Source organism: Conexibacter sp. SYSU D00693, assembly GCF_017084525.1.
Taxonomy (GTDB): domain Bacteria; phylum Actinomycetota; class Thermoleophilia; order Solirubrobacterales; family Solirubrobacteraceae; genus Baekduia.
Genome location: NZ_CP070950.1, coordinates 2,139,281 through 2,163,794, shown reverse-complemented (window position 1 = coordinate 2,163,794; position 24,514 = coordinate 2,139,281). Strand labels below are relative to the sequence as shown.

Below are 24,514 nucleotides of genomic sequence, written 5' to 3'. Positions count from 1 at the left end.
GCGCCGCGGAGGCTCCTGCTGCTGTCGCGTGCCGCTACGCGGTCTCGAGGACGAAGCGGCGCGTGAGCTCCTCGAGCTGCGCGGCGTTGCCGGCGAGCTCCTGGGCCGACGCGGCGATCTCCTGGCTGGAGGCCGACGTCTGCTGGGTGGACGCGCTGACCTGCTCGGTCGAGGCACTGCTCTCCTCGGCCACCGCGGCCACGTCGCTGAGCTGCGTGGTCACCTGGTGGACCGAGCTGCTCATCCGGTCGGCCGCCTCGGCGATCCGCGTCACCTGCGCGGTGACCTCCTCGACCGAGCCGCCGATGGTCTGGAACGCCTCGCGGGCGCGCTCGACCGTGGCCACGGAGTCGTGCGTGGCGCGCGAGCCGTCCTCGACGACCGCCACCGCCCGGCCGGTGTCGGCCTGGATCTCGGTGATGAGCGACGCGATCGACGCCGCGGCGCCCTGGGACTCCTCGGCGAGCTTGCGGACCTCGTCGGCGACGACGGCGAAGCCGCGGCCCTGCTCACCGGCGCGGGCGGCCTCGATGGCGGCGTTGAGCGCCAGGAGGTTCGTCTGCTCGGCGATCGACGTGATCGTGTCGACGATGCCGCCGATCTCGTCGCTCTTGGCCCCGAGCTCGCGGATCGCGTCGGTCGTGCGGTCCGAGGCGGCGCGGACGGTGGACATGGCCTCGGTGGCCTCCGCGACGGCCTGCTCGCCCTCGGTCGTCGCGGCGCGGGCGCGCTCGGCGGTCATCGCGGTCTCGCGGGCGGACTCCGCCGACTGCGCGGTGGCGCCGGCGGCCTCCTGCGAGGCGGTGCGGGCCTCGTCGAGGGTCACGACCTGGCGCTGGGAGCCCGTGGCGACGTCCTCGACGGCACGGGAGATCTCGCCGACGGCGCGGCCGGTCTCCTCGGAGGCCGAGGCGACCTGCTGCGAGGCGGCCGACACGAGCGCGGCGGTCTGGGAGACCTGACCGATCATGCCCGACAGGGCCTCACGGCTGCGGTCGTAGGCGTGGACCGAGCTCACGGTGTTCTCGATGACCGCGTCGACGGCCCGGGCGACGTCGCCGAGCTCGTCGTTGCCGGCCTTGCCGATGGGCCGGGTCTCGGGCGCGACGCGGTAGGTCAGGTCGCCGCCGGCGAAGCGCTCGAGGCCGGTGGCGAGCTCCGTGGTGTCGCGCTCGCGCAGCGTCGTCATGCGGTCGAGCACCGCGGCCGCGACCTTGCGGATCTGCGCGGAGAGGACGAACGCGGCGCCGAAGCCGATGGCCAGGGCGAGCGCCAGCAGGATGACGAGCAGCGTGCGGGCGCTGCGGTAGGCGGCCTGCGTCTCCTCGGCGAGCGTGTCGGCGACCTCGACCTTCGAGTCGAAGAGCTTGCGGAAGTGGGTGTTGACCTTCGTGGCCAGCGGGACGACCTGCGCCTTGTTGAACGCGTAGGCGGCGTCGTCGGTGGCCGTCTCGGCGAGCGCGAAGAGCTCCTTGCGCTTGCCCGAGTACGCGGCGCGGTCGCGCACGAGGGCGGCGAAGAGCGCCTTGCCCTCCGGGGTGACGAGCGTCGGACGGACCTCGGCGAGGTCCTCGGTGGTCGCCCGGGAGTTGGCCTCGAGCTTCTGCAGGACCTCGGCGCGAACGGCGGGGTCGTCCTCGAGGATGATGTTGTTCGTGAAGGCGCGGTTCTCGTTCGTGCGCGCGAACGCGTCGCCGAGGTGGGAGAGCGGGTCGGCGGCCTTCTGGTACTGGGCCTCGGCGTCGTGGGCGGCGCCGGCGAGCTTGGACAGGGACAGGACGCCGATGAGGGCGGTGAAGGCCAGCAGCAGGCCGCTGAGGCCGAGGAGCTTGGCCCGGAGGGAGGTCCGGCGGTTCATGGCGGTGCCTCGTGGTGGAAGGGGCGGGACGGTCGGTCCGGTTGATCGGCAGTCACCCGCTGAGGTCCACCCACGAGGTCCGCACGGACGTGGCGCAGGAGGCCCGCGCGCTTGACCCGGCCCGCCGGCCGGGTACGCTGTGATTCCTACGTCGCCGTAGCAAGGGGAGACCGCACCGCATGACCGTCCTCGACCAGCCCACCACGGCCGCCGACCCCGGCACGCTGCCCGCGGACGTCCGCGTCTGCGTCGTGGGGACCGGCTTCTCCGGCCTCTCCATGGCCGTGCGCCTCAAGCGGGCCGGCATCCACGACTTCGTCGTCCTCGAGAAGGCGGGGGACGTCGGGGGCACGTGGCGCGAGAACGACTACCCGGGCTGTCGCTGCGACGTGCCCTCGCACGTCTACTCCTTCTCCTTCGCGCCCAACCCGGCGTGGAGCTCCACGTTCTCGGGCCAGGAGGAGATCCACGCCTACATCCGCGGCGTCGCCGAGCGCGAGGGCCTGCTCGAGCACGTGCGCTTCCACCAGGAGGTCCAGGGCGCCGACTGGGACGCCGAGGCGCAGCGCTGGGTCGTGCGCACCGACAAGGGCCAGCTGCGCGCGCAGCACCTCGTGGCCGGCCTGGGCCCGCTGCACGTCCCCAACGTGCCGCAGCTGCCGGGGATCGAGCGCTTCGAGGGGACGACGTTCCACTCGGCCGAGTGGGACCACGGCCACGACCTGACAGGCGAGCGCGTCGCGGTGATCGGGACGGGGGCGAGCGCCATCCAGTTCGTCCCGGCGATCCAGCCGCAGGTCGGCGAGCTGCACCTCTTCCAGCGCACCGCGCCCTGGATCATGCCGCGCAACGAGCGGCCGCTGACGCAGGTCGAGCAGGCGGTCTACCGCCGCTTCCCGCTGGCCCAGAAGGCGATGCGCCAGGCCATCTTCCTCGCGCGCGAGACCTTCCTCGTCTTCTTCCTGGACGCCAAGCGCACGAAGGTCCCGGAGACGATCGCCAAGCGCTACCTGCGGGCGGTGGTCAAGGACCGCGAGCTGCGGCGCAAGCTCACGCCCGACTACCGCTTCGGCTGCAAGCGCGCCCTGGTCTCCAACGAGTACCTCCCGGCGCTGACCAAGCGCAACGTCGAGGTGCACACGGAGGGCATCGCCGAGGTCCGCGAGCGCTCGATCGTCACGAAGGACGGCCGGGAGCTCGAGGTCGACACGATCATCTACGGCACCGGCTTCCACGTGACCGACATGCCGGCGGCGGCGCTCGTGCGGGGCGCCGAGGGCAAGACGCTGGCCGAGGACTTCGACGGCTCGCCGCACGCCTACAAGGGCACGACGTTCGCGGGCTTCCCCAACCTCTACATGCTGCTCGGCCCCAACTGCGGGCTCGGCCACAACTCGGTCGTCCTCATGGCCGAGGCGCAGGCCGACTACGTCCTGCGGGCCATCCAGCACGCCGGAGCCCACGCGCTGGGCGCCCTGCAACCACGCCGCGACGTGCAGGAGGCCTTCGTGCGGCGCCTCGACGAGGCGGCGCAGGGGACGGTGTGGGTCGCGGGCGGCTGCGAGAGCTGGTACCTCGACGAGAAGGGCCGCGCGAGCACCCTGTGGCCGCACTCGGTCGTGCGCTTCCAGCGGCTGCTGCGCCAGTTCGACCCCGAGGCCTACGTCACCGAGCCGGTGCGCGCGGGCGCGGTCCCGGCGGGGGCGGCGGCGTGAGGCGCGCACCGCTCGTCGCGGCCGGCGCGCTGGGCGCCGTGTGGGAGGTCCGGCGGCGCGCCGACCGCCGTGCGATCGCGCGCGATCCCCTCGCGGCGCGCCTGGCGGTGCGCCCGCGGGGGGAGGAGGTGGAGGTCGTCTCGGCCGACGGGACGCGGCTGCACGCCGAGCTCCACGGCCCCGACGGCGCACCGGTCGTCGTGCTCACCCACGGCTGGACGTGCTCCTCGCAGTTCTGGACGCTGCAGGTGCAGGACCTCGCGACCGACCACCGCGTCGTGGTCTGGGACCTGCGCGGCCACGGCGCCAGCGCCGAGCCCGAGGGGCGCGACTTCGCCATGGAGCGCTTCGCCGAGGACCTCGAGGCGGTGCTCGACGCCGCCGTGGGTCCCGACGGGCGCGCCGCGCTCGTGGCGGGCCACTCCATGGGGGCGATGACGATCGTCGCCTGGGCGGCGGAGCGCCAGGGCCGCGTGCGCGAGCGCGTCGACGCGGCGGCGCTGCTGAACACGGGCGTGGGTGACCTCGTCAGCGAGTCGCTCGTCGCGCGCGTGCCGGTGCGGATGAAGCCGCTGGCCGGCCGGGTCCTGCTCACCGCACGCACGCCCATGCCCAAGCGCACGACGCCGATCAGCCACCGCGCGGTGCGCCACGTCGCGCTGTGCCGCGCGGCGTCCCCGGCGGCGGTCGACTTCTCCGAGCGCCTCTCGATGGACTGCCGCCCGCACGTGCGCGCCGGCGCAGGGGCGACGCTCGAGCGCCTGGACATCGCCCACGGCCTCGAGGCGCTCGACGTCCCGACGCTCGTGGTGGCCGGGGCCGACGACCGCCTGACGCCGCCGGTCCACGCGGAGCGGATGGCCGAGCGCCTGCCCCACGTCGTCGAGCACGTCGTGCTCGCGCGCACGGGCCACATGGGCCCGCTCGAGCGCGACCGCGAGGTCACGCAGCGGCTGCGTGCCCTGGTCGCCGACCACGCCCGAGCGGGGTCGGCGGCGGCTCTAGCCTGAACGGGGTGAGCCACAGCGTCGCGACGGATCGCCCGCCCCGGGCGCCCGGACGGGCCGAGCGCCTGGCCGCGGCCGTCGAGGCCGACGGCGGGCGCTGCGTCTGGTGCGCCGCCCCGTTCGAGGGGCTGCGCCGCGCGACGACCGAGCACCTGGTCCCGCGGGTGAAGGGCGGGCCGTCGTGGGCCGAGAACGAGCTCGCGGCCTGCCGGCGCTGCAACAAGGCGCGCGGGCACGTCGCCCCGGTCGACTGGCTGGCGGAGTGCCGGCGGCGCGGCTGGGAGCCCGACGAGGCGCTCGTCGTAGCGCGGCTGCGCGCCCTGGAGACGGCGTTCGCCGTGCGCGGCGGCGCGCGCAAGGCACGGCCGTACGTCGAGCGCCAGCTGCGGCGTCTGGCCCCTGCGGCCTAGCCCGGCCTGACGCACCGCCGTCCTGGGTATGGTCGGCGGCCATGGCCAACCTTGGTGGATCGCACACCGTCGAGATCGACGCGCCGATCGAGCGCTGCTTCGAGATCGCCGCCGACATCGAGGGCGCGCCGAAGTGGCAGGGCTCGATGAAGCGCGTCGAGGTCCACGAGCGCGACGCGGAGGGCCGCGCGACGGTCGTGACGACGATCGCCGACGCGAAGGTCAAGGAGGTCAAGACGAAGCTGCGCTTCGCCTACCAGCCCCTGGGCGGCATGACCTGGGAGCAGGAGAAGGGCGACCTCAAGTGGCTCAAGGGCTCGTGGACGTTCGAGGACCTCGGCGGCCGCACGCGCGCGACCTACGAGATGGAGGGCGAGCCCGGCCGGATGCTCGGCATGCTCATCAAGGGCCCCGTCGAGCAGACGCTGCGCCACGTGCTGGTCAAGGTCCCCGCCGAGGGCCTCAAGCGCGAGGCCGAGGGCTCCTAGTGGAGCGCCTCGCGGCGCTGCACTACACCTACGTCGAGGACGTCCTCGAGCGCCGCGAGCCCCACCGCGAGGCGCACCTCGCCATCCTGCGCGAGCTCAAGGACGCCGGCGAGCTCGTGATGGCCGGCCCTGTCGGCGACCCGCCCGCCGGCGCGCTCATCGTCTTCCGCTCCCCGGAGGCCGCGCAGGCCTTCGTCGCCCGTGACCCGTACGTCGAGGCGGGCATCGTCACGTCGCACCGCATCGAGGTCTGGACGATCGCCGTCTGATGCAAGGTGCCAGGCACCTTGCATGACAACGCCTGCAAGGTGCGTGGCACCTTGCGTGTGCTTGGGTGCCGCACATGGACCCCCGCACCCCCGTCCTGGTCGGCGCCGGCCAGGTGACCCACCGGCCCGGCGACGACGGCAGCCCGTCGCCGCTGGAGCTCATGGTGCGGGCCGCGCGGGCGGCCGAGGAGGACGCGGGCGTCCCGGGCCTGCTGGTCAAGGCGGGGTCGGTCGCGGTGGTCGACCTCTTCTCGTGGCTCGTGCCGGACCCCGCCGCGCTGCTGGCCAGCGAGCTGGGCATCGCCCCGCGCGAGAGCGTCCGGGCGGTGCGTGGCGGCACGGGGCCGATCGCCCTCCTGGGCGACCTCTGCGCGAAGATCGCGGCGGGCGACCTGGACGTGGCGCTGCTCGCCGGCGGCGAGGTCGTCACGACGTTCATGAAGGCCGCGTCGCGCGGCGAGGACCCGGGGTGGCCGACCCAGCCCGAGGGCACCGCGCCGACGCGCGAGGTGGGGGAGGACCGCGCGCCCAACCACCCCGCCGAGGAGGCCGCGGGCCTGCTGGCGCCGATCTTCTTCTACCCCCTGTTCGAGCAGGCGGTCCGGGGCGCGGAGGGGCGCGGCGTCGACGAGCACCAGGCGTGGCTGGGGGAGCTGTGGGCGCGCTTCGCCGCCGTCGCACGCGACAACCCGCACGCCTGGACGCGCGATGCGCCGACCGACCCGGCGGCCATCAGCCGGCCCGGCCCGGGCAACCGGCTCGTCTCCGCGCCCTACACGAAGCTCCTCAACGCGAACATCCAGGTCGACCAGGGCGCGGCGCTCGTCCTGTGCAGCGCGCAGGCCGCGCAGGACGCGGGCGTGCCGCGCGAGCGCTGGGTCTTCGTCCACGGCACCGCGGGGGCCCACGACCACTGGCACGTCGCCCAGCGCCACGAGCTGCATCGCTCCCCGGCCATCGCCGCCTGCGCCGCGGCGCTGCGCGAGCACACCGGGACCGACCCGGCCCAGGCCGACCTCCTCGACCTCTACTCCTGCTTCCCGAGCGCCGTGCAGATCGGCGCGGGCGAGCTGGGCATCGACCTGGGCACCGACGAGCGCGCACCGACGGTCACCGGGGGCCTGACCTTCGCCGGCGGCCCGGCCAACGACTACTGCACCCACGCGATCGCCTCGCTCGCGACACGCCTGCGCGAGGCGGGCGACGGCGCGACGGGGCTGGCCACCGGCGTCGGCTGGTACCTCACCAAGCACGCGCTCGCGACGTTCGGGACGGCCCCGCCGCCGACGCCGTTCGCCGACCTGCACCCGCAGGACGTCGTGGACGTCCAGCCGTCGCGCGAGGTCGTCCAGGGGGAGGCGGCGCGCGGGCCCGTCGAGACCTACACCGCCCTCTACGACCGCGACGGGACGCCGACGCTCGGGATCGTCGCCACGGTCCTCGAGGACGGCCGCCGGGCGCTGGGGCGCTCGGAGGACGGCGCGACGGTCGCGGACCTCGTCGGCGGCGACCCGCTGGGGCGCGAGGTGTCCGTCAGCGCGGACGGGCGCTTCACGCTCGCCTGACGGGGAACCCCGGGCCCATGCAGCTCGGGACCTCCATCCTCCGCGCCGTCGTCGGCGGCCTCTTCGTCGGCCACGGCACCCAGAAGCTCTTCGGCTGGTTCGGCGGGCACGGGCCCGACGCGACCGGGCAGGCCTTCGAGTCCATGGGCCTCGCGCCCGGGAAGCGCCACGCGCTCGCCGCCGGGACGGCCGAGGCCGCGGGCGGCGCGCTGCTCGCCGCGGGCGTCCTGCGCCCCGTCGCCGCGAGCGCCCTGACGGGCACCATGGTCACCGCGATCCGCAAGGTCCACGGCAGCAAGGGCCCGTGGAACACGGAGGGCGGCTGGGAGTACAACGTCGTCCTCATCGCCGCGCTCTTCGCGGCGGTCGAGGCCGAGGACGGCCCGGCCGCCGCCATCGCGCAGCTCGCCGCGGGCGCCGCGGGCTCGTTCCTGGCCACGCAGCCCCCGTTCACGGTGGCCCCGCAGCCCGCCGACGCCCAGCCCGACGTCTCGGCCGACCCGGCGCCGGTCGCCGACGAGGAGCGCTTCCAGCGCGAGGGCCGGCCGGCCGAGCAGTCCGCCTAGGTCCGTCCTTATGCTGGGCGGCGATGGCCGCCACGCCCCGGCGACGCTATGCCCCGCGCCTCCCGCCCGAGGAGCGCCGCGAGCAGCTGCTCGACGCCACGCTGGAGATCATCGGCGAGTCCGGCTACGGCGGCGTGTCGATGGAGGCCATCGCCCGCACGGCCGGCGTCACCAAGCCGGTCGTCTACGACCTCTTCGGCAACCTCGGCGGGCTGCTGCGCGCGCTCTTCGACCGCGAGGAGGAGACGGCGCTCGCGGCCCTCACCGAGGCGATCCCGTTCTCGGCGCCCGAGGAGGGCCGCAACCCGGACGAGGTCCTCGTCGCCGCCGCCAGCGCGTTCTTCGCCGCCGTCCAGGCGCGGCCCGCGGCCTGGCGGCTCATCCTGCTGCCGGTCGACGGCACCCCGGACGCGGTGCGCGAGCGCGTCGAGCACGGTCGCGAGCTCATCCGCCGCCAGGTCGAGGACCTCGTGGGCTGGGGGCTCGAGGCCCGCGGCGGCCCGTCCGACCTCGAGCCCGAGCTCGCCTCGCACGCCCTGGTGGCCCTCGCCGAGCAGGCCGCGCGGATGCTCATCCTCGAGCCCGAGCACTTCCCCGCCGAGCGCTACACGCGCTTCGTCGAGGTGCTCATGCGCTCGCTCAAGCGGGACTGAGCGCGGGGCGGTCGGCCAGGCGCGCCGGGTGCGCGCCGCGCAGGGCCGAGGTCAGGACGACCGCGTCGGCGGCCGTCAGGTCGTCGAGCGTGAGAGGGGCGATCGTCACCGGGCCGTCGTGGGCGGCGAGCAGGCGCGCGCGAGAGACGGAGGGCAGGCGCCGGCCGTCCAGCGGCGGCGCGACGAGCTCGTCGCCCCGGCGGACGAGGACCGCCGCGTGCGCGGCCTCGAGGACCTGGCCGTCGAGGTCGACCAGCAGCGGTGTCGTGCCGTCGGCGGCGAGGGCGTCGAGCAGGCGGCGGTCGGCCCACTTGTGCGCGCCCAGGCCGCCGGGCAGGACCCACGGGCGCAGCTCGAGGACCCGCGCGGGCTGGGGCGCCGGCGGGCCGGGGTCGACGGTCGTGCCGGCCGTGGTGTGGACCAGGCGCAGGCGGCCGCCGTCGGGGGTCCCGGAGGCCGCGGCCGCGCAGCGGGCGGGGAGGTCGCCCGCGGGCACGGGCAGGCCGACCGCCGCGGCGCTCGCCGTCAGGCGGGCGAGGTGCACGGCCAGCGCGACGGGCGCGCCGTCGCGCACGAGGACGGTCTCGAGCAGCCCCTCATCGGGATCGGGCCGGTCGCGCCCCTCGGCCAGCGCCCACGGCAGCGCGGGCAGGACGGCGGCCGGGGTCCGGGGCTCGTCGAGCTCGAGCCCGACCGCCCGGACCAGGGGGCGGGCCTTGTCGAGGGCCTCGCGCAGCTCGCCCTCGGGCTCGCTGTCCCACACGACGCCGCCGCCCGCGCCGAGCCACAGCCGGCCGCCGGCCGCCTCGAAGGTCCGGATCGCGACGTTGAGCTCGAGGCCGGCGACCGGCGAGGCGAAGCCCAGCGCGCCGCAGTAGGCCTCGCGGCCGGTCGCCTCGAGCTCGTGGATCACCCGCAGCGCCTGCACCTTGGGCGCGCCGGTCACCGAGCCGGGCGGGAAGGCGGCCCGGACCAGCTCGCCGTCGCCCACACCGTCGCGCAGCGTGCCGCGGACCCTCGAGACGAGGTGCCAGACCCCCGAGGCGGGCCGTGGCTCGGCCAGCGCGGTGGCCTCGACGCTCCCGTATGCGCAGACGCGCCCGAGGTCGTTGCGCACGAGGTCGGCGATCATCACGTTCTCCGCGCGGTCCTTGGCCGACGCGGCCAGCGCCTCCCGCGCGCCCGGCGCGTCCGGCGCCGTCCCCTTGATGGGCTCGCTGACGACCTCCCGGCCGCGGCGGCGCAGGAAGAGCTCGGGGGACAGGCTCGCGACGGCGCCCCACGGCCCGCCGACGTACGCCGCGTAGGCGGGCGCGAGCCGCTCGACGCCCCGGCACCACAGCGCGAGCGGATCGCCCTCGAACTCCGCCTCGAGACGCAGGCACAGGTTGGCCTGGAAGACCTCGCCGGCGGCGATCCGCTCGCGCCCGGCGGCAACCGCCGCCCGGTGGCCCTCCGCGCCCGGAGCGACGAGCGCCAGGGTCACCGGGGCGTGCGCCCCATGCGCGCGCATGCAAGGTGCCTGGCACCGTGCGCCGGTGAGCCGGTCGCGCCAGCGGTCCCGCGCGGCGTCGAGCGCCGCCGCGCGCTCGGGCGTCCACAGGGCCTCGAACCACCAGCGGCCCTCGGCGTCGCGGCGCACGACGTGGTCGTAGAAGGCCAGGGCGAAGGGCGGGAGCTGCGCGGGGCGCGGGGGCGGGGGCGGGACGGGCTCGAGCCGCCGGCCCAGCCCGAAGCCGAGCATCCCGAACCAGCCGCCGAAGACCCCCTCGTCCGGGACGTCGTCGACCGCGAAGGCCTCGTCGAGCAGGGCGAACGGGTCGTCGACGGCGGCGTCCGCGACCCGCACCGGGTTGCCGGCCAGCACCGCGCCGCCGCCCGCCCACGCCCCGGCGAGGGCGACGGGGTGGGCGTCGTCGCGCAGCCACGCCGCAGCCACGTGGGGCTCGAGGCCCCCCGGCAGCAGCTCGCGCACGGCCCGCACGCCCAGAGCATGGCGCGTCGAAGACCGCGAGGGTGGTCGCGCCGTCCGCCGGGTCCGTAGGGTAGGTCGGGATGGGAGGCCCTCCGCAGCCGTTCGCGATCGACGTCGCCGAGCAGGGTGACGCCACCGTCGTGCACGTCGTCGGCGAGCTCGACCTCGCCGTGGCACCCGAGCTCGAAGGCACGCTCCTGCCCCTCCTCGAGGCGGGCAAGCACGTGGTGCTCGACCTGCGCGAGCTCGACTTCCTGGACTCGAGCGGCGTCCGCGCGCTCGTCCACGCCCACAACCAGGCCGAGGACGGGCCCGGACGGTTCAGCGTCGTCTGCGTCCCCGGCGGCGACGGCAGCGTCTGGCGCGTCCTCGAGGTCTCGGGCGTCGACCAGGCCCTCGACGTCCTCGACGCCCCGCCCGCGGGCTGACCCGCGCGCCCGACGCTAGGGTCGGGCCGATGAGCGCAGCCAGCGACGGCGTCGTCGCCCAGTCCGACCTCGAGCGCTTCGCCGACCTCACCGTCGGCTTCGCCGCCAACGTCCAGCGTGGGCAGATCGTGAGCATCGGCTCCGAGCTCGGCAAGGAACCGCTGACGCGGGCGATCGCCGCGAGCGCCTACCGGGCCGGCGCGAGGTTCGTCGACGTCTCGTACTTCGACCTCCACGTCAAGCGCGCCCGCATCGAGCACGCCGACGAGGACACCCTGGACTTCGTGCCCTCCTGGTACGGTGAGCGGGTCCTCGAGCTCGGCCGCCAGCGCTGCTCGCGCATCGCCCTCACCGGGCCGTCGTTCCCCGGCCTGCTCGACGACCTCGACCCGGCGCGCGCGGGTCGCGACCAGCTGCCCGCGCTCAAGGAGGTCGGCCAGGTCGTCAACGAGCGGACCTCGAACTGGACGGCCATCCCGTGCCCGACCGCCGGCTGGGCGCAGCTCGTGCACCCCGACCTCGAGCCGGAGGAGGCGCTGGCCAAGCTCTGGCAGGAGGTCCTGCACGTCTGCCGTCTGGACGAGGACGACCCGATCGCCGCCTGGGAGGCCCGCGGCGAGACGCTCGTGACCGCCGCCTCGAAGCTCTCCCAGCGCCGGTTCGACGCCCTGCGCTTCACCGGGCCGGGGACCGACCTCACCGTCGGCCTCCTGCCGACCTCGAACTTCCTCGCCGCGCGCTTCGAGACCGTCGACGGCGTCGTGCACCGGCCGAACCTCCCCTCCGAGGAGGTCTTCAGCGCCCCCGACCCGGCCCGGGTCGACGGCGTCGTGCGCGCCACGAAGCCGCTCGTCGTCGGCGGCTCGATCATCAAGGGCCTCGAGGTCGAGTTCGCCGAGGGCCGCATCACCCGCATCGACGCCGACGAGAACGCCGAGGTCCTGCGCGGCTACGCCGCCCGCGACGAGGGTGCGTCGCGCCTGGGCGAGGTCGCCCTGGTCGACGGCGAGGGCCGCATCGGGGCGCTGGACACCGTCTTCTTCGACACGCTGCTCGACGAGAACGCCGCGAGCCACATCGCCATCGGCCAGGCCTACGCCATGTGCGTCGAGGGCGAGGACGTCGACCGGATCAACCAGTCCCAGATCCACGTCGACTTCATGATCGGGAGCCCGGAGGTGCGGGTGGACGGGCTCCAGGCCGATGGCTCGTCCGCGCCGGTGCTCGTGGACGGGGCCTGGCAGGTGTAGCTCCGCCTCGCAGTGCCGCTACGCTTCGCGGCGCCGCGGAGAGGTGCCGGAGTGGTTGAACGGGCACGACTGGAAATCGTGTGTGCGCTTACCGCGTACCGAGGGTTCGAATCCCTCCCTCTCCGCCTCATGCAGCACGACGGCCCGTGACCTGATCGGCGCGGGCCGTCGGCGTTCGAGCCACCCGCCCGAGGAGACCGCATGCCGTCCCGCCGGACATCAGGTCCGCACGGCGTCGTGACGCCGCACGAGCCGGGAGGCCGCGTGGTGCGGCCTCCCGGCACAGCGCGGTCTAGCGGCTGAAGCGGCCGCCGCTGGGGCGGTCGTCCATCTCGTTCGTGCCGCCGCGGTAGTACGGCTCGCGGCTGCCCGACTTCGCCAGGCCACGGCTGACCATGTAGCCCACGGTCAGGATCGTGATGTAGAGCCACACCTTGTCGGCGGCGAAGTAGTCGCTGCCGCCCTCGTTGCCCTCGACGGCGTTGCCGGCGATGAGCAGCAGGGCGAAGGTCAGCAGGTACGAGAAGAACTCGGTCGTCATGAAGGCGGCCTTGGTCTCCGTCGTCTGCCGGCGACCCGTGCCGCTGGAGCCGCGGCCGAGGTCGGTGGCGCCACCCGTTGCCGGGCGGTCAGTGGTTGGCGTCGTTGCCATGGGGAGAGTCCTCCTTGGTGGTGCTGGACGGCCTCCGGGTGCCCGGCGCGAGCGTCTTCATGCCATCGCCACGCCTTCCGGTCCACCGCGCGCCGCCGCGCCGCCGTCCAGACACCGACTTCTGCCGGTCAAGCGCCCAGGAGCGGGTGCCGATGCCTGCCGGGTGATCGACCAGCGCACCGAGCGGGTCTACCTCGAGACCGAGCGCCACCGGATCATGGGGTCGCTGACCCTCGCTCGCGACGGCTACCGCAGCCGCGTGTCCGACATCCTCAACGCGACGGAGCGTGACTTCGTCGCGATCACCGACGCGACCGTCGAGCTCATCGGCCACGAGGGCTCCGGAACCCACCACGACGTCCTGGCGGTCTCGCGCCGCCACATCGTGCTCGCCATCCCGCAGGACGGCGAGCGCCAGGCCGAGGCGGCCTGAGAAGACCGCCGCGGGGGAGACCGCCGGCCTGGAGCACGACGCTCGGGCCGGCGGCTCCCGCTCGCCTAGCGGCCGGGGCCGGGCACCGGGCGCCCCGCGACCCGCGGCTGCACCGCCGCGAGCAGCCGCTCGGCCGTCCCCGGCGCGAGCTCGCCGAAGCCCAGGCGGCGGCCCGTGTCGGTCGTCACGCGCAGCTCGCCCGTGCGCCGCAGGCGCCCGCGCGGCCGCGCCTCGACCGCCGTCGTGCGCGAGAAGCGCTGGTAGCGCACGCGGTCGGTGATCGCGTCGTCGCGCAGCCACAGCAGGCGGCGGTCGGTCACGACGAGCCGGACCTCGTGCGAGTCCCACGTCGCGGCGTCGGCGGTGAGCAGGACCTCCTCGTCCACGTCCATGGCGCCCAGCAGCTCGGGACCGAGGCGCCGGCGGACCTCCGGTGCCAGCCAGTGGCCGGGCGGCGGGGGAGGGGCGGGGCGGGCCGGGTGCGGGGCGCGGCCCCCCAGGCGCTCGGTCTGCGCGCTGACCAGCGCCTCGCGCAGCAGGTCGTAGGCGGCGTTGACCTCCGCCATCTGCGGCGCGGACTCCGCGCCCGCCCGGTCCGGGTGCAGCTGCTTGGCCAGCTCGCGGTAGGCGCGCGCGATCTCGTCCTCGGTCGCGTCGCGGGACACGCCGAGGACCTCGTGGGGCTCCCCGGACGGCTCTCCACGGCGGACCATCGTCCGCATGCTGGCACCAACGGGCGCAACGCTGCGCGGTCCGGTGCGTTCCCTGGGTAGTCGCGTGCGTACGAGGACCTGACAGTCCGCTCGGCACAGTCACGAGCAGGTCACGCCCCACGACCAGCGAGCGACGAGGATCGGCGGGAGATCCTTTGTGAGTTCGACTGTTGCGCGAGCAATGAACTCTGCTACAATCCCCACCGTAGAAGTCGGAGTACCCCTGATGGAGGCCATCACGACCACCCAGTCCCCCCAGTCCCACCGCTATGAGGAGCCGAGCGTCGTCTCGGACGCCCTGGACCAGCTGCTCCGCCGCGCCAGCGCCTTCCCGCTGCTGCGCCCGGAGGAGGAGATCGACCTCGCCCAGCGCATCGAGCGCGGCGACCTGGTCGCCAAGGAGCGCCTCGTCGCGTCCAACGTGCGCCTCGTCGTGTCGATCGCCCGTCGCTACCAGGGCCACGGCCTGTCCCTGCCTGACCTCGTTCAGGAGGGCATGCTCGGGCTCATCCGTGCGGCGGAGAAGTTCGACTGGCGCAAGGGCTACCGCTTCTCGACCTACGCGACGCTGTGGATCCGCCAGGCGATCCAGCGCGGCCTGGACAACTCCGGCCGCCTGATCCGCCTCCCGGCGAACGTGTCGGGCAAGGTCCGCCGCGTCGGGCGCGTCCGCGCCGAGCTCGCCGTCGCGCTGGAGCGCGACCCCGAGCCCGCCGAGGTCGCCGAGCGCGCCGGCCTGCCGGTGGACGAGGTCGAGGCGCTCCTCGCGCTGGACTACACCCCGCCGAGCCTCGACGCCCGCGTCGGTGACGACGGCGACGCCGCCACCCTCGGCGAGCTGCAGAGCGACGACGGGCCGAGCCCCGACGAGGAGGTCGAGACGACCTGGCTCGCCGAGCGCATCGGCGTCGCGCTGGACCGGCTCCCCGAGCAGGAGCGCGAGGTCGTCGAGCTGCGCTTCGGCATGGAGCAGGAGCAGCGCACGCGCACCCAGGTCGCCCGCGACCTGCGCATGAGCCCCGCGAAGGTCGAGGAGCTCGAGCGCTCCGCCCTGCGCCGCCTCGGGCAGATGCCCGACGTCGAGGCGCTGCGCGACGCCGCCTAGGCGTCGGCGTCCAAGCGCCGCAACCCCAGCCCCAGACGTGACGACGGCCGCCCATCGGGCGGCCGTCGGCGTCTGCGGGTGGGGCCGGCCGGCGGCTAGGCCGGGACCTCCACGTAGCGCATGGTCAGACGGCCCATGACGATGACGTCGCCGTCACGGAGCTTGGCGCGCTGCACGCGCTCGCCGTTGACCGAGACGCCGTTGGCGCTGCGGTCGTCGAGCAGCTCGGTCACGGCACCCTCGCGCAGGAGGATGGCGTGGCGCCGCGAGACCGTGGGGTCCTCGAGGCGGATGTCGGCGGAGAAGCCGCGGCCGACCTTCGTCGTGCCCTCGGCGATCGGCACGACCACCGTCCCGCCGTCCTCCTGGATCGCCAGGTGGGCACCCGCCTCCAGGGAGGGCACCTGCGCAGAACGCCGCATCGTCCGCGGGTCCACGCGAGGCATCTTGATCGTCTCGCTGCCGGTCGGGGTGTCCTGGGCGAGCGCCATCTTGGGACCTCCAAGGTGGGGGTTGGGGGACCGCAGTGAACCCTCCTTCCCTAAAGAGCCCGTCAAGGCGGGGCAGTCGGGGCGCGGAAACCCCACTCTCCCCCCGGCGAGGGAGACGGAAACCTCGCTCAGCGCGTGGACGGAGGTAGGGTCCGGCCCATGGAGGGCGCCCCGCAGTCACACCTGACGCTCGAGGACGGCACCCCGGTGCTCACGAGCGACGGCCACCGCATCGGCGTCGTCGCCCACGTCCTGAGCGACGACATGACCGCGATCTTCGACGGGATCATCATCGACACGGGCGGTCTGGCCGGTGGCCACCGCTTCGTCGACGCCCCGGACGTGGACGACATCCGCGAGGACGCCGTCGTCCTCGCGCTGGACCGGGCCGCCGCCCAACGCCTCCCCGAGCCCACCGAGAGCCCGGCCGTCGTCGAGGGCGACGGCACGGACTTCGGCGACGACACGCTCTCGGACAAGCTGCGCCGCGCCTGGGACTGGGTCTCGGGGCGCTACTAGATGGACGGGCTCACCTCCCTGCGCTACGCGGTCGACGGCCGCGTGGCGCGCATCACGCTGAGCCGGCCCGAGCGGGGCAACGCGATCGACGCGGCCCTGCCGCGCGAGCTCCGGGCGTGCGTCGAGCAGGCCGATCTCGACCCGGCTGTCCACGTGATGCTCCTCAGCGGCGAGGGCCCCGGCTTCTGCGGGGGCTACGACCTCGGGCTGTGGGCCCAGGACCTGGGCGCCCCGGACGACGACCCGCGCGACCGCCTGGCGCCGACCGACCCCGTCGCGATCGCCGCCAACCACGACCCGCGCCGCACGTGGGACCCGACGGTCGACCTCCAGATGATGCGGCGCAACGCCGACGCCTTCATGAGCTTGGCGCGGGCCGACAAGCCCGTCGTGTGCAAGGCCCACGGCTTCTGCGTGGCCGGTGGCACGGACCTCGCCCTCTGCAGCGACCTGCTCATCGTCAGCGACGACCTGAAGATCGGCTACCCGCCGGCGCGCGTCTGGGGCTCGCCGACCACGGCACTGTGGGCGTCGCGCATCGGGGTGCAGCGCGCCGCGCGCCTGCTGTTCACCGGCGACAGCCTCACCGGCCGCCAGGCCGTCGAGTGGGGGCTGGCCGTCGAGTCCGCCCCGGCCGACGAGCTCGACGAGCGCGCCGAGGACCTCGTCCAGCGCATCGCGCGGATGCCGCGCAACCAGCTCGTGATGATGAAGCTCCTGCTGCGCCAGACGCTCACGGGCGCGGGCCTCGACGCGACGCAGGCGCTCGGCGTCCTGCTCGACGGCATCACCCGCCACACCGAGGAGGGCCACGCCTTCGCGCGGCAGGCGGCGACGGAGGGCTGGCGCACCGCGGTCCGTGCCCGCGACGAGCCCTTCGGCGACCACGGGCTGCGGCCCAACCCGCCGCGCACGCCGGGCGGCGCGTAGCGCATCACACGGCGTTCACCTCGCGATAACGTCGCCCCATGCGGGGGGTCGCGAAGGTCGTCGTCGTGGTGGGCGTGCTGCTGGGGGTGCTGGCGCCTGTGGCGTCCGCCGCGCCCGCCATCCAGGCCCACCGCGGAGGGTCGGTGCTCAACGGGACGCCGACCTACCCGGAGAACACGCTCCCGGCCTTCGCCCACGCGGCGGCCAACGGCTGGACGATCGAGCTCGACGTCACGCGGACCAAGGACGGGATGGTCGTCATCCACGACCCGACGCTCGACCGCACGACGGCGTGCTCCGGCCCCGTCCGCGCCCGCACGACCGCGCAGCTGGCCGCCTGCCCGTCCGACGTGCTGGGCAGCCCCGGCAGCGGCTCCGGCGGCGGGGTCGTCGCGGGCACCGCGGTGGCGCTGCCGCGCCTGGAGCAGGTCTTCGCCCTGGCCCGCCAGGCGGGCGCCAGGCTCTCCGTCGAGATCAAGAACGTCCCGACGGAGGAGGACTTCGACCCGCTGATGGGCCTGGCGTTCCGCGTCGCCGACGCCCTCAAGCGCAGCGGGCTGCCCCGCCACCAGGTCGTCGTGCAGTCCTTCTGGCCGCCGAGCCTCGACGTCGTCGAGCTGCTCGCTCCCGGCTACCCGACGGCCTTCCTGACGCTCGGGGCGCTCAACGGCACCGGGCCGCTGCTCGCCCTCCTGCGCGGCTACGAGTGGATCTCCCCGCAGTGGCCGGTCGACCAGGCGACGATCCACCTCGCCCACCTCTTCGGCAAGCGGGTCGCCCCGTACACGCTGGACACCGCCGCGACCGTGAAGGCCGCGGCCCGGGCGGGGGTCGACGCGGTCATCACCGACGACCCGCCGATGGCGCAGGCCGCGCTGGCGGGCTAGTCGCCGGGCGGCGCCTCGAGCACGAACCACTCGAGGCTGCGCGGCGGGTCGAAGACGATCTGCGAGTGGTAGCCCATGACCTTGCGGCCGGTGATCTCCTGCACGGCGCCGCAGGTCGTCTCGGTCATGGACTCCTGGAAGGCCAGGCGGTAGTTGCGCACCAGGTCCTGCTTGCCGGCGCTCAGCAGCGTCTCCTCGTTGCGCGTCAGCCCGCCCTCGAGGACGACGAAGACGTGCTCGTCGTCGATGTAGGCCTTGGCCGCCTCCGGGCCGCGCCCGTAGTACTTGGCCTTGAGCCCGACCATCGCGTTGGCGAGCTTCGCGCGCATGGAGCCACGCTCGACGTCGCCGCCGAGCAGGTCCTCGGCGGCGCTCCTCTGGTGCTCGACCATGAGGGGATCCTATGCCCAGCGCGAAGCCGCCCACGTACGCGGCTGAACATGTGACACGCATCGATGTCACGTTCGCGGGTAGGTTCTGACTCTCTTGGCCGAACGTGGTGCGCGTCCCTCTGTCCCGGCGTGGCGGCTCAAGCTGCTGCGTGCCCTGCGGGCGTTCTTCACCCCGCTGCTGCCCGACGACTACCTCGAGCTCGTCAACCCCCTGTGGTCGACGCAGGAGCTGCGCGGGCGCATCGAGCGCATCGACCGGGAGGCCGGCAACGCCGTCACGATCCACATCAAGCCCGGCTGGGAGTGGGAGGGCCACGAGCCCGGCCAGTACCTGCGCGTCGGGTTCGTGGTCGACGGCGTGCACCACTGGCGGGCGTACTCGCTGACCAGCGACCCCGGCCAGCCCGACGGCAACATCTCCATCACGCCCAAGCTCGTCGAGGAGGGCGCCGTCACGCCGTACCTCGTGCGCGAGGCGACGCCCGGGACGATCGTCCGCCTCGGCGGCGTCGAGGGGCAGTTCACGCTGCCCGACCCGCCACCGCGCAAGGCGCTGTTCATCAGCGCCGGCAGCGGCATCACGCCGATCATGTCGATGCTGCGCTGCCTGGGCCGGCAGGACGCGATCCACGACGTGGTGCACCTGCACTCCGCGCGCGAGGAGGGCGACGTCGTCTTCGGCGACCAGCTGCGCGCGCTGGACGACCGCCACGACGGCTACCGCCTGCACCTCCAGCTCACCGGCCGCGACGGCCGGATGGGCCCGGCCGACCTCGACCGCCTGTGCGAGGACTGGCGCGAGCGCGAGACCTTCCTCTGCGGGCCGGCCGAGCTGCTCGACGCGATGTGCGAGCACTGGGAGGCCCACGGCGACCGCGACAAGCTCCACCTCGAGCGCTTCCAGCCCGTCATCGGCGGTGACGCCGGCGACGGCGCGGGCGGCACCGTCAAGCTGCTCAAGAGCGACATCGAGACCGAGTGCGACGGCGGCACGCCGATCCTGGTCGCCGGCGAGGAGGCCGGCGCCGAGCTGCCCTACGGCTGTCGCATGGGCATCTGCCACACCTGCGTGGGGCGGCTGTGCAGCGGCAAGGTCCGCGACCTGCGCTCCGGCGAGGTCCGCGGCTCCGACGGCGAGATGGTCCGCACCTGCATCCACGCCCCCGAGGGCGACGTCGTCCTCGACCTCTGACCCACCGACACGAGAGCGAAGGCCCCATGCCCGTCACCCCGATGATCGAGAGCCCGCTGTCCCGCCTCAGCCCGGAGGAGGTCGAGGCGATCGGCAAGGAGTTCGACGCGATCCACGACGAGGTGTTCGACAGCCTCGGCGACCGCGACCGCCGCTACATCCAGTCGATGATCGAGCTGCACCGCCGGATGCTCGTCGCCTCGCGGGTGCTCCTGTTCTTCTCGAAGTACAAGCCCGCGTGGGTCGCCGGCACCGCGGGGCTCGGGGCGGCCAAGATCCTCGAGAACATGGAGATCGGCCACAACGTCCTGCATGGTCAGTGGGACTGGATGAACGACCCGCAGATCCACTCGTCGACGTGGGACTGGGACACGGCGTCGACCGCCGAGGCGTGGAAGCACTCCCACAACTACGTGCACCACACGTACACGAACATCCTCGGCAAGGACAAGGACCTCGGCTACGAGATCATGCGGATCGACCCGCACCAGCCGTGGCACCCGGTCTACCTGCTGCAGCCCTTCTACAACGTGCTGCTCATGGCGTTCTTCGAGTGGGGCGTGGCGGTGCACGACCTCGACATCGAGGCGGTCCGCAAGGGCGAGAAGGACCCCAAGGCGCTCAAGCGCGAGCTCAAGGGCATCTGGACCAAGGCGCGGCGCCAGATCGTCAAGGACTACATCGCGTTCCCGGCGCTCTCGGGTCGCCACTGGAAGAAGACCCTGACGGCGAACTTCACCGCCAACCTGATCCGGAACTTCTGGTCGAACTGGATCATCTTCTGCGGCCACTTCCCGGACCAGACCTACGTGTACACGCAGGAGGAGACCGAGGACGAGACCAAGGGCGCCTTCTACATCCGCCAGCTCACGGGCGCCGCGAACATCGAGGGCTCGCCGCTGTTCCACGTCGCCAGCGGGAACCTCGGCTACCAGGTCGAGCACCACCTCTTCCCGGACATGCCGAGCACGCGCTACGCGGAGATCGCGCCGAAGGTCAAGGCGATCTGCGAGAAGTACGACCTGCCCTACAACACCGGGCCGTTCCTCCAGCAGTGGGGGATGGTCCAGCGCACGATCCTGCGCCTCGCCTTCCCGGGCGGCAAGCCGCGGCCCAAGCCCGGCCCGTACCGCAGCCGGCCCGAGGAGCGCGACCGGCCGGTGCAGCCGGCGCACGCCGCAGCCGCGTAGCGGCGCCTACCCTGCGGTGGGTGCGGATCACGTACCCGCCGCAGCTGCCGGTCTCGGCCCGGCGGGACGAGCTCCTGGAGGTCCTGCGCGACCACCAGGTCGTGATCGTCGCGGGCGAGACCGGGTCGGGCAAGACGACGCAGCTGCCCAAGATGCTGCTCGAGCTCGGCCGCGGCGAGGCCGGGATGATCGCCCACACCCAGCCGCGGCGGCTGGCGGCGCGGACCGTCGCCCAGCGCATCGCCGAGGAGCTCGGGGTGCAGCTCGGTCGCGAGGTCGGCTACGCGGTGCGCTTCAGCGACCGCTCGAGCGCCGAGACGCAGGTGCGGCTCATGACCGACGGCCTGCTGCTGGCGGAGATCGCGCGCGATCCGCTGCTGCGCCGCTACAGCACGGTCGTCGTCGACGAGGCCCACGAGCGGTCGCTGAACATCGACTTCCTGCTCGGCTGCCTCAAGCGGATCCTGCCGCGCCGGCCCGACCTCAAGGTCGTCATCACCAGCGCGACGATCGAGACCGACCGCTTCAGCGCGCATTTCGACGGCGCGCCGGTCGTGGAGGTGTCGGGGCGCACGTACCCGGTCGAGGTCCGCTACCGCCCGGTGGTGGACCCCGACGACCCGGAGGCCGGCGAGCGCGACCAGGCCGAGGCGATCGGCGACGCGGTCGAGGAGCTCTTCGGCGAGGGCCGTGGCGACGTCCTCGTCTTCCTCAGCGGCGAGCGCGAGATCCGCGACACCGCGGAGGGGCTGCGCGGCCGGCTCGGCGACGGCGTCGAGGTCCTGCCGCTCTTCGCGCGGCTGTCGGCCGAGGAGCAGCAGCGCGTCTTCAAGCCGGGCGGCAAGCCGCGCGTCGTCCTGGCCACGAACGTCGCCGAGACGTCGCTGACGGTCCCCGGCATCCGGTACGTCGTCGACCCGGGCACCGCACGCATCAGCCGCTACAGCGCCCGGCTCAAGGTCCGGCGGCTGCCGATCGAGCGCATCTCGCAGGCGTCGGCCAACCAGCGCAAGGGCCGCTGCGGCCGTGTCGCCGAGGGCATCTGCATCCGGCTCTACGCCGAGGAGGACTTCGAGGCGCGCCCGGCGTTCACCGACCCCGAGGTCCAGCGCACGAGCCTCGCCGCGGTGATCCTCCAGATGGCGGCGCTCGGCCTGGGCGACGTCGAGGACTTCCCCTTCCTCGACCCGCCCGACCGCCGTCAGGTCCGCGACGGCCTCGCGCTCCTGCACGAGCTCGGCGCGCTGGACCCACAGCAGGAGGACCCGCGCAAGCGCCTGACGAAGCTCGGGCGCAAGCTGGCCCGGCTGCCGGTCGACCCGCGGCTGGGACGGATGGTCCTCGAGGCCGACCGGCGCCACTGTGCGACGGAGGTCGTCGTCATCGCGGCGGCGCTCTCCATCCAGGACCCGCGCGAGCGCCCGGCCGACAAGCGGCAGGCCGCCGACGAGCGCCACGCGCGCTTCGCCGACGAGACGTCGGACTTCCTGGCGCTGCTGAACCTGTGGAACCACCTGCGCGAGCGCCAGCGGGTGCTGTCGGGCAGCGCCTTCCGGCGCGAGTGCAAGAGCGAGTTCCTGCACGTCCTGCGCATCCGCGAGTGGCAGGACCTCGCCGGCCAGCTGCGCTCGGCCGCCAAGGACGTCGGCGTGCGCTTCAACCAGCAGCCGGCCGAGCCGGCGGCGGTCCACCAGGCGCTGCTGGCCGGGCTGCTGTCCCACGTGGGCGTCCGGGACGCCCGCAGGAAGGGCGAGTACCTCGGTGCCCGCGGCGCGCGGTTCGCCGTCTTCCCGGCGAGCGCGCTCGCCAAGAAGCCGCCGTCGTGGGTGATGGCCGCCGAGCTCGTCGAGACCTCGCGGCTGTGGGGACGGACGGTCGCCCGCATCGAGCCGGCGTGGATCGAGCCGCTGGCCGAGCACCTGGTCCGGCGCACGCACGAGGAGCCGCGCTGGGAGCGCCGGCGCGGCAGCGCCGTCGTCACCGAGCGCGTGACGCTCTACGGCCTGCCGGTCGTGGCCGGGCGGCGCGTCGGCCTGGCCCGGCTGGACCCGGCCGGCGCCCGCGAGCTGTTCCTCCGCAAGGCGCTCGTCGAGCGCGACTGGGACACGCGCCAGCGCTTCTTCGCCGAGAACGGCCGGCGCCTCGAGGAGGTCGAGGAGCTCGAGCACCGCAGCCGCCGGCGGGGGCTGCTGGCCTCCGACGAGACGCTCCTGGCCTTCTTCGACGCGCGGGTGCCGGCCGAGGTGGTCGACGCACGGTCCTTCGACCGCTGGTGGCGCGACGCCCGCAAGGACGACCCCGACCTCCTGACGCTGCCGCGCGAGCTGCTGGTCGACGAGGCGGCGGCGGGGTCGCTCGACGACCCCGACGAGCGCCCGGTCGTCTGGCGAGACGGCGAGCTGGAGATGGCGCTCTCGTACCGGTTCGAGCCGGGCGCGCCCGACGACGGCGTCACCGTCCACGTCCCCCTCACGGCGCTGGCCGCGCTCGACGCCGACGCGTTCACCTGGCAGGTCCCGGCCCTGCGCGAGGAGCTCGTCACGGCGCTGCTGCGCGGCCTGCCCAAGGAGCTGCGCAAGCCGCTCGTGCCGGTGCCCGAGACGGCGAAGGCCGTGGTCGCACGGCTGCGGCCGGGCAGGGAGCCGCTGCTCGAGGCGGTCGCCCGCGAGGTGGCGGCGCTTCGGGGCGTGCGCATCGCCTACGCCGACTGGGACCTCGAGCGCGTGCCCGACCACCTGCGCCTCGCCTTCCGCGTCGAGGACGAGCAGGGGCGGGTCGTCGCCGAGGGCCGTGACCTCGATGCGCTGCGCGCCGCGGCGCGGCCGCTGCTGCAGGAGCAGCTGACCGCCGCCACGCCGGACCTCGAGCGCCACGGACTGCGGACGTGGGACGGCGTGGGCGAGCTGCCCCGGCGCGTCGAGCTGCCGGGCAGCGGCGGCGCGGTGGCGGCGTTCCCGGCGCTGGTCGACGAGGGCGAGACCGTCGGCGTCCGGGTCCTGGACACGCCCGAGCAGCAGGCCGCCGCGATGGCCGCGGGCACGCGCCGGCTGCTGCTGCTCACGTCGCCCTCGCCGGCCAAGGCGGTCCGCGACCGGCTGAGCCCCGCCGCGCAGCTCACGCTGGCGACCGCGCCGCACGGCAGCCTCGCGGCGGTGCTGCAGGACGCCACGGTCGCGGCGGTCGACGCGCTCGTGGCCCAGGCCGGCGGGCCGGCCTGGGACGCGGCGTCCTTCGGGCGCCTGCGCGACCACGTCGCCGGGCACCTCGTGCCGGCCACCGCCCAGGTCGTCGACCAGGCGGTGGAGGTGCTCGACGCGGTGCGCGAGGTCCGGCGCGGGCTCGAGGCGCTGCGCGGCCCGCAGTTCGCCCCGGTGCGCGAGGACGTCAGCCGCCAGCTCGGCCGGCTCGTGCACCCCGGCTTCCTGGCCGGGGTCGGCGTCCGGCGCCTGCCCGACGTCCTGCGCTACGTCCGCGGCGCCGCCCGGCGGCTCGAGCGCGTCCCCGACGCGCTCGCCGTCGACCTCGACCGGCTGCGCGCGGTGCAGGAGCTCGAGGCGCTCCTCGCCGCCCGGCGTGCGGCGTGGCCCGCGGGGCGCCCGCTGCCCGAGGCGCTGCGCGAGGTCCCGTGGATGCTCGAGGAGCTGCGGATGAGCCACTTCGCCCAGGGCCTGGGCGCGCGCAAGCAGGTGTCGGCCAAGCGCATCCGCAAGGCGCTGGACGAGGCGGCGCGTGAGGCCCTGACCGCCGCCGGACCCGCTTCCTGAGCGAGCGTCCAGCTGGGCGGGATCTTGCTCAGGTCCTGCGCCGAGGTGCCGATCCCGGGGGC

At 74.5% G+C, this 24,514-nt stretch carries 23 protein-coding genes, 1 tRNA gene and 1 pseudogene; 19 read left to right on the top strand and 6 right to left on the bottom strand.

Annotation, left to right across the window (positions count from 1 at the left end; all coding sequences use genetic code 11):
- Window positions 1–34: 34 nt before the first annotated feature.
- Complete coding sequence (locus JUB12_RS10745) at window positions 35–1,858, bottom strand: methyl-accepting chemotaxis protein (RefSeq protein ID WP_205699614.1); 1,824 nt, start codon at window positions 1,856–1,858, stop codon at window positions 35–37.
- A 179-nt stretch (window positions 1,859–2,037) separates the two neighbouring features.
- Between JUB12_RS10745 and JUB12_RS10740 the strand changes: the two genes are divergently transcribed.
- From JUB12_RS10740 to JUB12_RS10705, 8 genes are all read left to right on the top strand, one after another.
- Complete coding sequence (locus JUB12_RS10740) at window positions 2,038–3,573, top strand: NAD(P)/FAD-dependent oxidoreductase (RefSeq protein ID WP_205699613.1); 1,536 nt, start codon at window positions 2,038–2,040, stop codon at window positions 3,571–3,573.
- Window positions 3,570–4,583 (top strand): alpha/beta fold hydrolase, encoded by a 1,014-nt coding sequence (locus tag JUB12_RS10735; RefSeq protein WP_205699612.1) that lies wholly within the window; start codon window positions 3,570–3,572, stop codon window positions 4,581–4,583. Before JUB12_RS10740 ends, JUB12_RS10735 begins: the two co-directional genes overlap by 4 nt.
- Before the next feature lie 5 nt (window positions 4,584–4,588).
- Window positions 4,589–4,990, top strand: coding sequence for an HNH endonuclease (locus JUB12_RS10730; protein WP_205699611.1), 402 nt, complete (start codon window positions 4,589–4,591; stop codon window positions 4,988–4,990).
- Window positions 4,991–5,031: 41 nt separating this feature from the next.
- Window positions 5,032–5,478: a type II toxin-antitoxin system RatA family toxin gene (locus JUB12_RS10725; RefSeq protein WP_205699610.1), complete on the top strand. Its 447-nt coding sequence runs from the start codon at window positions 5,032–5,034 to the stop codon at window positions 5,476–5,478.
- A complete protein-coding gene (locus JUB12_RS10720) occupies window positions 5,478–5,747 on the top strand; it encodes a YciI family protein (protein WP_205699609.1) in 270 nt (89 codons plus the stop codon). Before JUB12_RS10725 ends, JUB12_RS10720 begins: the two co-directional genes overlap by 1 nt.
- Window positions 5,748–5,821: 74 nt before the next feature.
- A complete protein-coding gene (locus JUB12_RS10715; protein ID WP_205699608.1) occupies window positions 5,822–7,312 on the top strand; it encodes a hypothetical protein in 1,491 nt (496 codons plus the stop codon).
- 17 nt (window positions 7,313–7,329) lie between these two features.
- The gene (locus tag JUB12_RS10710) at window positions 7,330–7,878 is read left to right on the top strand and encodes a DoxX family protein (protein ID WP_205699607.1); all 549 of its coding nucleotides are present in this window, start codon (window positions 7,330–7,332) and stop codon (window positions 7,876–7,878) included.
- Window positions 7,879–7,901: 23 nt separating this feature from the next.
- Window positions 7,902–8,531: a TetR/AcrR family transcriptional regulator gene (locus JUB12_RS10705; protein WP_205699606.1), complete on the top strand. Its 630-nt coding sequence runs from the start codon at window positions 7,902–7,904 to the stop codon at window positions 8,529–8,531.
- Here the strand turns inward: JUB12_RS10705 and JUB12_RS10700 are convergent.
- Window positions 8,518–10,515: an aminodeoxychorismate synthase component I gene (locus JUB12_RS10700; protein WP_205699605.1), complete on the bottom strand. Its 1,998-nt coding sequence runs from the start codon at window positions 10,513–10,515 to the stop codon at window positions 8,518–8,520. The genes JUB12_RS10705 and JUB12_RS10700 overlap by 14 nt on opposite strands.
- 71 nt (window positions 10,516–10,586) lie before the next feature.
- On the opposite strand from JUB12_RS10700, the gene JUB12_RS10695 reads away from it, so the two are divergent.
- From JUB12_RS10695 to JUB12_RS10685, 3 genes are all read left to right on the top strand, one after another.
- Window positions 10,587–10,934 carry an STAS domain-containing protein gene (locus tag JUB12_RS10695; protein ID WP_205699604.1) on the top strand — a complete coding sequence of 116 codons (348 nt, stop codon included), beginning with the start codon at window positions 10,587–10,589 and terminating at the stop codon, window positions 10,932–10,934.
- 29 nt (window positions 10,935–10,963) lie between these two features.
- Window positions 10,964–12,184, top strand: a complete 1,221-nt coding sequence (locus tag JUB12_RS10690) for an aminopeptidase (protein WP_205699603.1) — start codon at window positions 10,964–10,966, stop codon at window positions 12,182–12,184.
- A gap of 37 nt (window positions 12,185–12,221) precedes the next feature.
- Window positions 12,222–12,309, top strand: a tRNA-Ser gene (locus JUB12_RS10685).
- Between the two features lie 167 nt (window positions 12,310–12,476).
- On the opposite strand, the gene JUB12_RS10680 is transcribed toward JUB12_RS10685, so the two are convergent.
- Window positions 12,477–12,836 (bottom strand): hypothetical protein, encoded by a 360-nt coding sequence (locus JUB12_RS10680; RefSeq protein WP_205699602.1) that lies wholly within the window; start codon window positions 12,834–12,836, stop codon window positions 12,477–12,479.
- 163 nt (window positions 12,837–12,999) lie between these two features.
- On the opposite strand from JUB12_RS10680, the gene JUB12_RS10675 reads away from it, so the two are divergent.
- Window positions 13,000–13,269: a hypothetical protein gene (locus JUB12_RS10675; RefSeq protein ID WP_205699601.1), complete on the top strand. Its 270-nt coding sequence runs from the start codon at window positions 13,000–13,002 to the stop codon at window positions 13,267–13,269.
- Window positions 13,270–13,334: 65 nt separating this feature from the next.
- On the opposite strand, the gene JUB12_RS10670 is transcribed toward JUB12_RS10675, so the two are convergent.
- Window positions 13,335–13,982 (bottom strand): J domain-containing protein, encoded by a 648-nt coding sequence (locus JUB12_RS10670; RefSeq protein WP_205699600.1) that lies wholly within the window; start codon window positions 13,980–13,982, stop codon window positions 13,335–13,337.
- A gap of 226 nt (window positions 13,983–14,208) precedes the next feature.
- On the opposite strand from JUB12_RS10670, the gene JUB12_RS10665 reads away from it, so the two are divergent.
- The gene (locus JUB12_RS10665; protein WP_205699599.1) at window positions 14,209–15,087 is read left to right on the top strand and encodes an RNA polymerase sigma factor RpoD/SigA; all 879 of its coding nucleotides are present in this window, start codon (window positions 14,209–14,211) and stop codon (window positions 15,085–15,087) included.
- A 95-nt stretch (window positions 15,088–15,182) separates the two neighbouring features.
- Here the strand turns inward: JUB12_RS10665 and JUB12_RS10660 are convergent, their stop codons facing one another.
- Window positions 15,183–15,578 carry an FHA domain-containing protein gene (locus tag JUB12_RS10660; RefSeq protein WP_205699598.1) on the bottom strand — a complete coding sequence of 132 codons (396 nt, stop codon included), beginning with the start codon at window positions 15,576–15,578 and terminating at the stop codon, window positions 15,183–15,185.
- Window positions 15,579–15,737: 159 nt separating this feature from the next.
- Here JUB12_RS10660 and JUB12_RS10655 point away from each other — a divergent pair, with 159 nt between their 5' ends.
- Genes JUB12_RS10655 through JUB12_RS10645 form a run of 3 tightly spaced genes read left to right on the top strand, consistent with a single transcriptional unit; the run spans window position 15,738 to window position 17,914 of the window.
- A complete protein-coding gene (locus JUB12_RS10655; RefSeq protein ID WP_205699597.1) occupies window positions 15,738–16,097 on the top strand; it encodes a PRC-barrel domain-containing protein in 360 nt (119 codons plus the stop codon).
- Window positions 16,098–17,027: a crotonase/enoyl-CoA hydratase family protein gene (locus JUB12_RS10650; RefSeq protein WP_205699596.1), complete on the top strand. Its 930-nt coding sequence runs from the start codon at window positions 16,098–16,100 to the stop codon at window positions 17,025–17,027.
- A gap of 38 nt (window positions 17,028–17,065) precedes the next feature.
- Window positions 17,066–17,914: a glycerophosphodiester phosphodiesterase gene (locus JUB12_RS10645; RefSeq protein WP_205699595.1), complete on the top strand. Its 849-nt coding sequence runs from the start codon at window positions 17,066–17,068 to the stop codon at window positions 17,912–17,914.
- Here the strand turns inward: JUB12_RS10645 and JUB12_RS10640 are convergent.
- The gene (locus JUB12_RS10640) at window positions 17,911–18,306 is read right to left on the bottom strand and encodes a Na-translocating system protein MpsC family protein (RefSeq protein ID WP_205699594.1); all 396 of its coding nucleotides are present in this window, start codon (window positions 18,304–18,306) and stop codon (window positions 17,911–17,913) included. The genes JUB12_RS10645 and JUB12_RS10640 overlap by 4 nt on opposite strands.
- A 94-nt stretch (window positions 18,307–18,400) precedes the next feature.
- Here JUB12_RS10640 and JUB12_RS10635 point away from each other — a divergent pair, with 94 nt between their 5' ends.
- The 3 genes and pseudogenes from JUB12_RS10635 (at window position 18,401) to hrpA (ending at window position 24,452) form a co-directional block, all read left to right on the top strand.
- Complete coding sequence (locus JUB12_RS10635) at window positions 18,401–19,498, top strand: ferredoxin reductase (RefSeq protein WP_205699593.1); 1,098 nt, start codon at window positions 18,401–18,403, stop codon at window positions 19,496–19,498.
- 26 nt (window positions 19,499–19,524) lie between these two features.
- A pseudogene (locus JUB12_RS10630) lies at window positions 19,525–20,475 on the top strand (fatty acid desaturase); the annotation flags it as partial.
- Window positions 20,476–20,552: 77 nt separating this feature from the next.
- Window positions 20,553–24,452 (top strand): ATP-dependent RNA helicase HrpA, encoded by a 3,900-nt coding sequence (gene hrpA, locus JUB12_RS10625; RefSeq protein ID WP_371822306.1) that lies wholly within the window; start codon window positions 20,553–20,555, stop codon window positions 24,450–24,452.
- Window positions 24,453–24,514: the final 62 nt, after the last annotated feature.

Bases quoted from the DNA above. Each gene is read 5' to 3' on its own strand.
- JUB12_RS10655 (WP_205699597.1), top strand. From the start codon at position 15,738: ATGGAGGGCGCCCCGCAGTCACACCTGACGCTCGAGGACGGCACCCCG.
- JUB12_RS10640 (WP_205699594.1), bottom strand. From the start codon at position 18,306: ATGGTCGAGCACCAGAGGAGCGCCGCCGAGGACCTGCTCGGCGGCGAC.
- JUB12_RS10740 (WP_205699613.1), top strand. From the start codon at position 2,038: ATGACCGTCCTCGACCAGCCCACCACGGCCGCCGACCCCGGCACGCTG.
- JUB12_RS10715 (WP_205699608.1), top strand. From the start codon at position 5,822: ATGGACCCCCGCACCCCCGTCCTGGTCGGCGCCGGCCAGGTGACCCAC.
- JUB12_RS10650 (WP_205699596.1), top strand. From the start codon at position 16,098: ATGGACGGGCTCACCTCCCTGCGCTACGCGGTCGACGGCCGCGTGGCG.
- JUB12_RS10695 (WP_205699604.1), top strand. From the start codon at position 10,587: ATGGGAGGCCCTCCGCAGCCGTTCGCGATCGACGTCGCCGAGCAGGGT.
- JUB12_RS10710 (WP_205699607.1), top strand. From the start codon at position 7,330: ATGCAGCTCGGGACCTCCATCCTCCGCGCCGTCGTCGGCGGCCTCTTC.
- JUB12_RS10660 (WP_205699598.1), bottom strand. From the start codon at position 15,578: ATGGCGCTCGCCCAGGACACCCCGACCGGCAGCGAGACGATCAAGATG.
- JUB12_RS10745 (WP_205699614.1), bottom strand. From the start codon at position 1,858: ATGAACCGCCGGACCTCCCTCCGGGCCAAGCTCCTCGGCCTCAGCGGC.
- JUB12_RS10690 (WP_205699603.1), top strand. From the start codon at position 10,964: ATGAGCGCAGCCAGCGACGGCGTCGTCGCCCAGTCCGACCTCGAGCGC.
- JUB12_RS10665 (WP_205699599.1), top strand. From the start codon at position 14,209: ATGGAGGCCATCACGACCACCCAGTCCCCCCAGTCCCACCGCTATGAG.
- JUB12_RS10725 (WP_205699610.1), top strand. From the start codon at position 5,032: ATGGCCAACCTTGGTGGATCGCACACCGTCGAGATCGACGCGCCGATC.
- JUB12_RS10705 (WP_205699606.1), top strand. From the start codon at position 7,902: ATGGCCGCCACGCCCCGGCGACGCTATGCCCCGCGCCTCCCGCCCGAG.
- JUB12_RS10645 (WP_205699595.1), top strand. From the start codon at position 17,066: ATGCGGGGGGTCGCGAAGGTCGTCGTCGTGGTGGGCGTGCTGCTGGGG.
- JUB12_RS10680 (WP_205699602.1), bottom strand. From the start codon at position 12,836: ATGGCAACGACGCCAACCACTGACCGCCCGGCAACGGGTGGCGCCACC.
- JUB12_RS10670 (WP_205699600.1), bottom strand. From the start codon at position 13,982: ATGGTCCGCCGTGGAGAGCCGTCCGGGGAGCCCCACGAGGTCCTCGGC.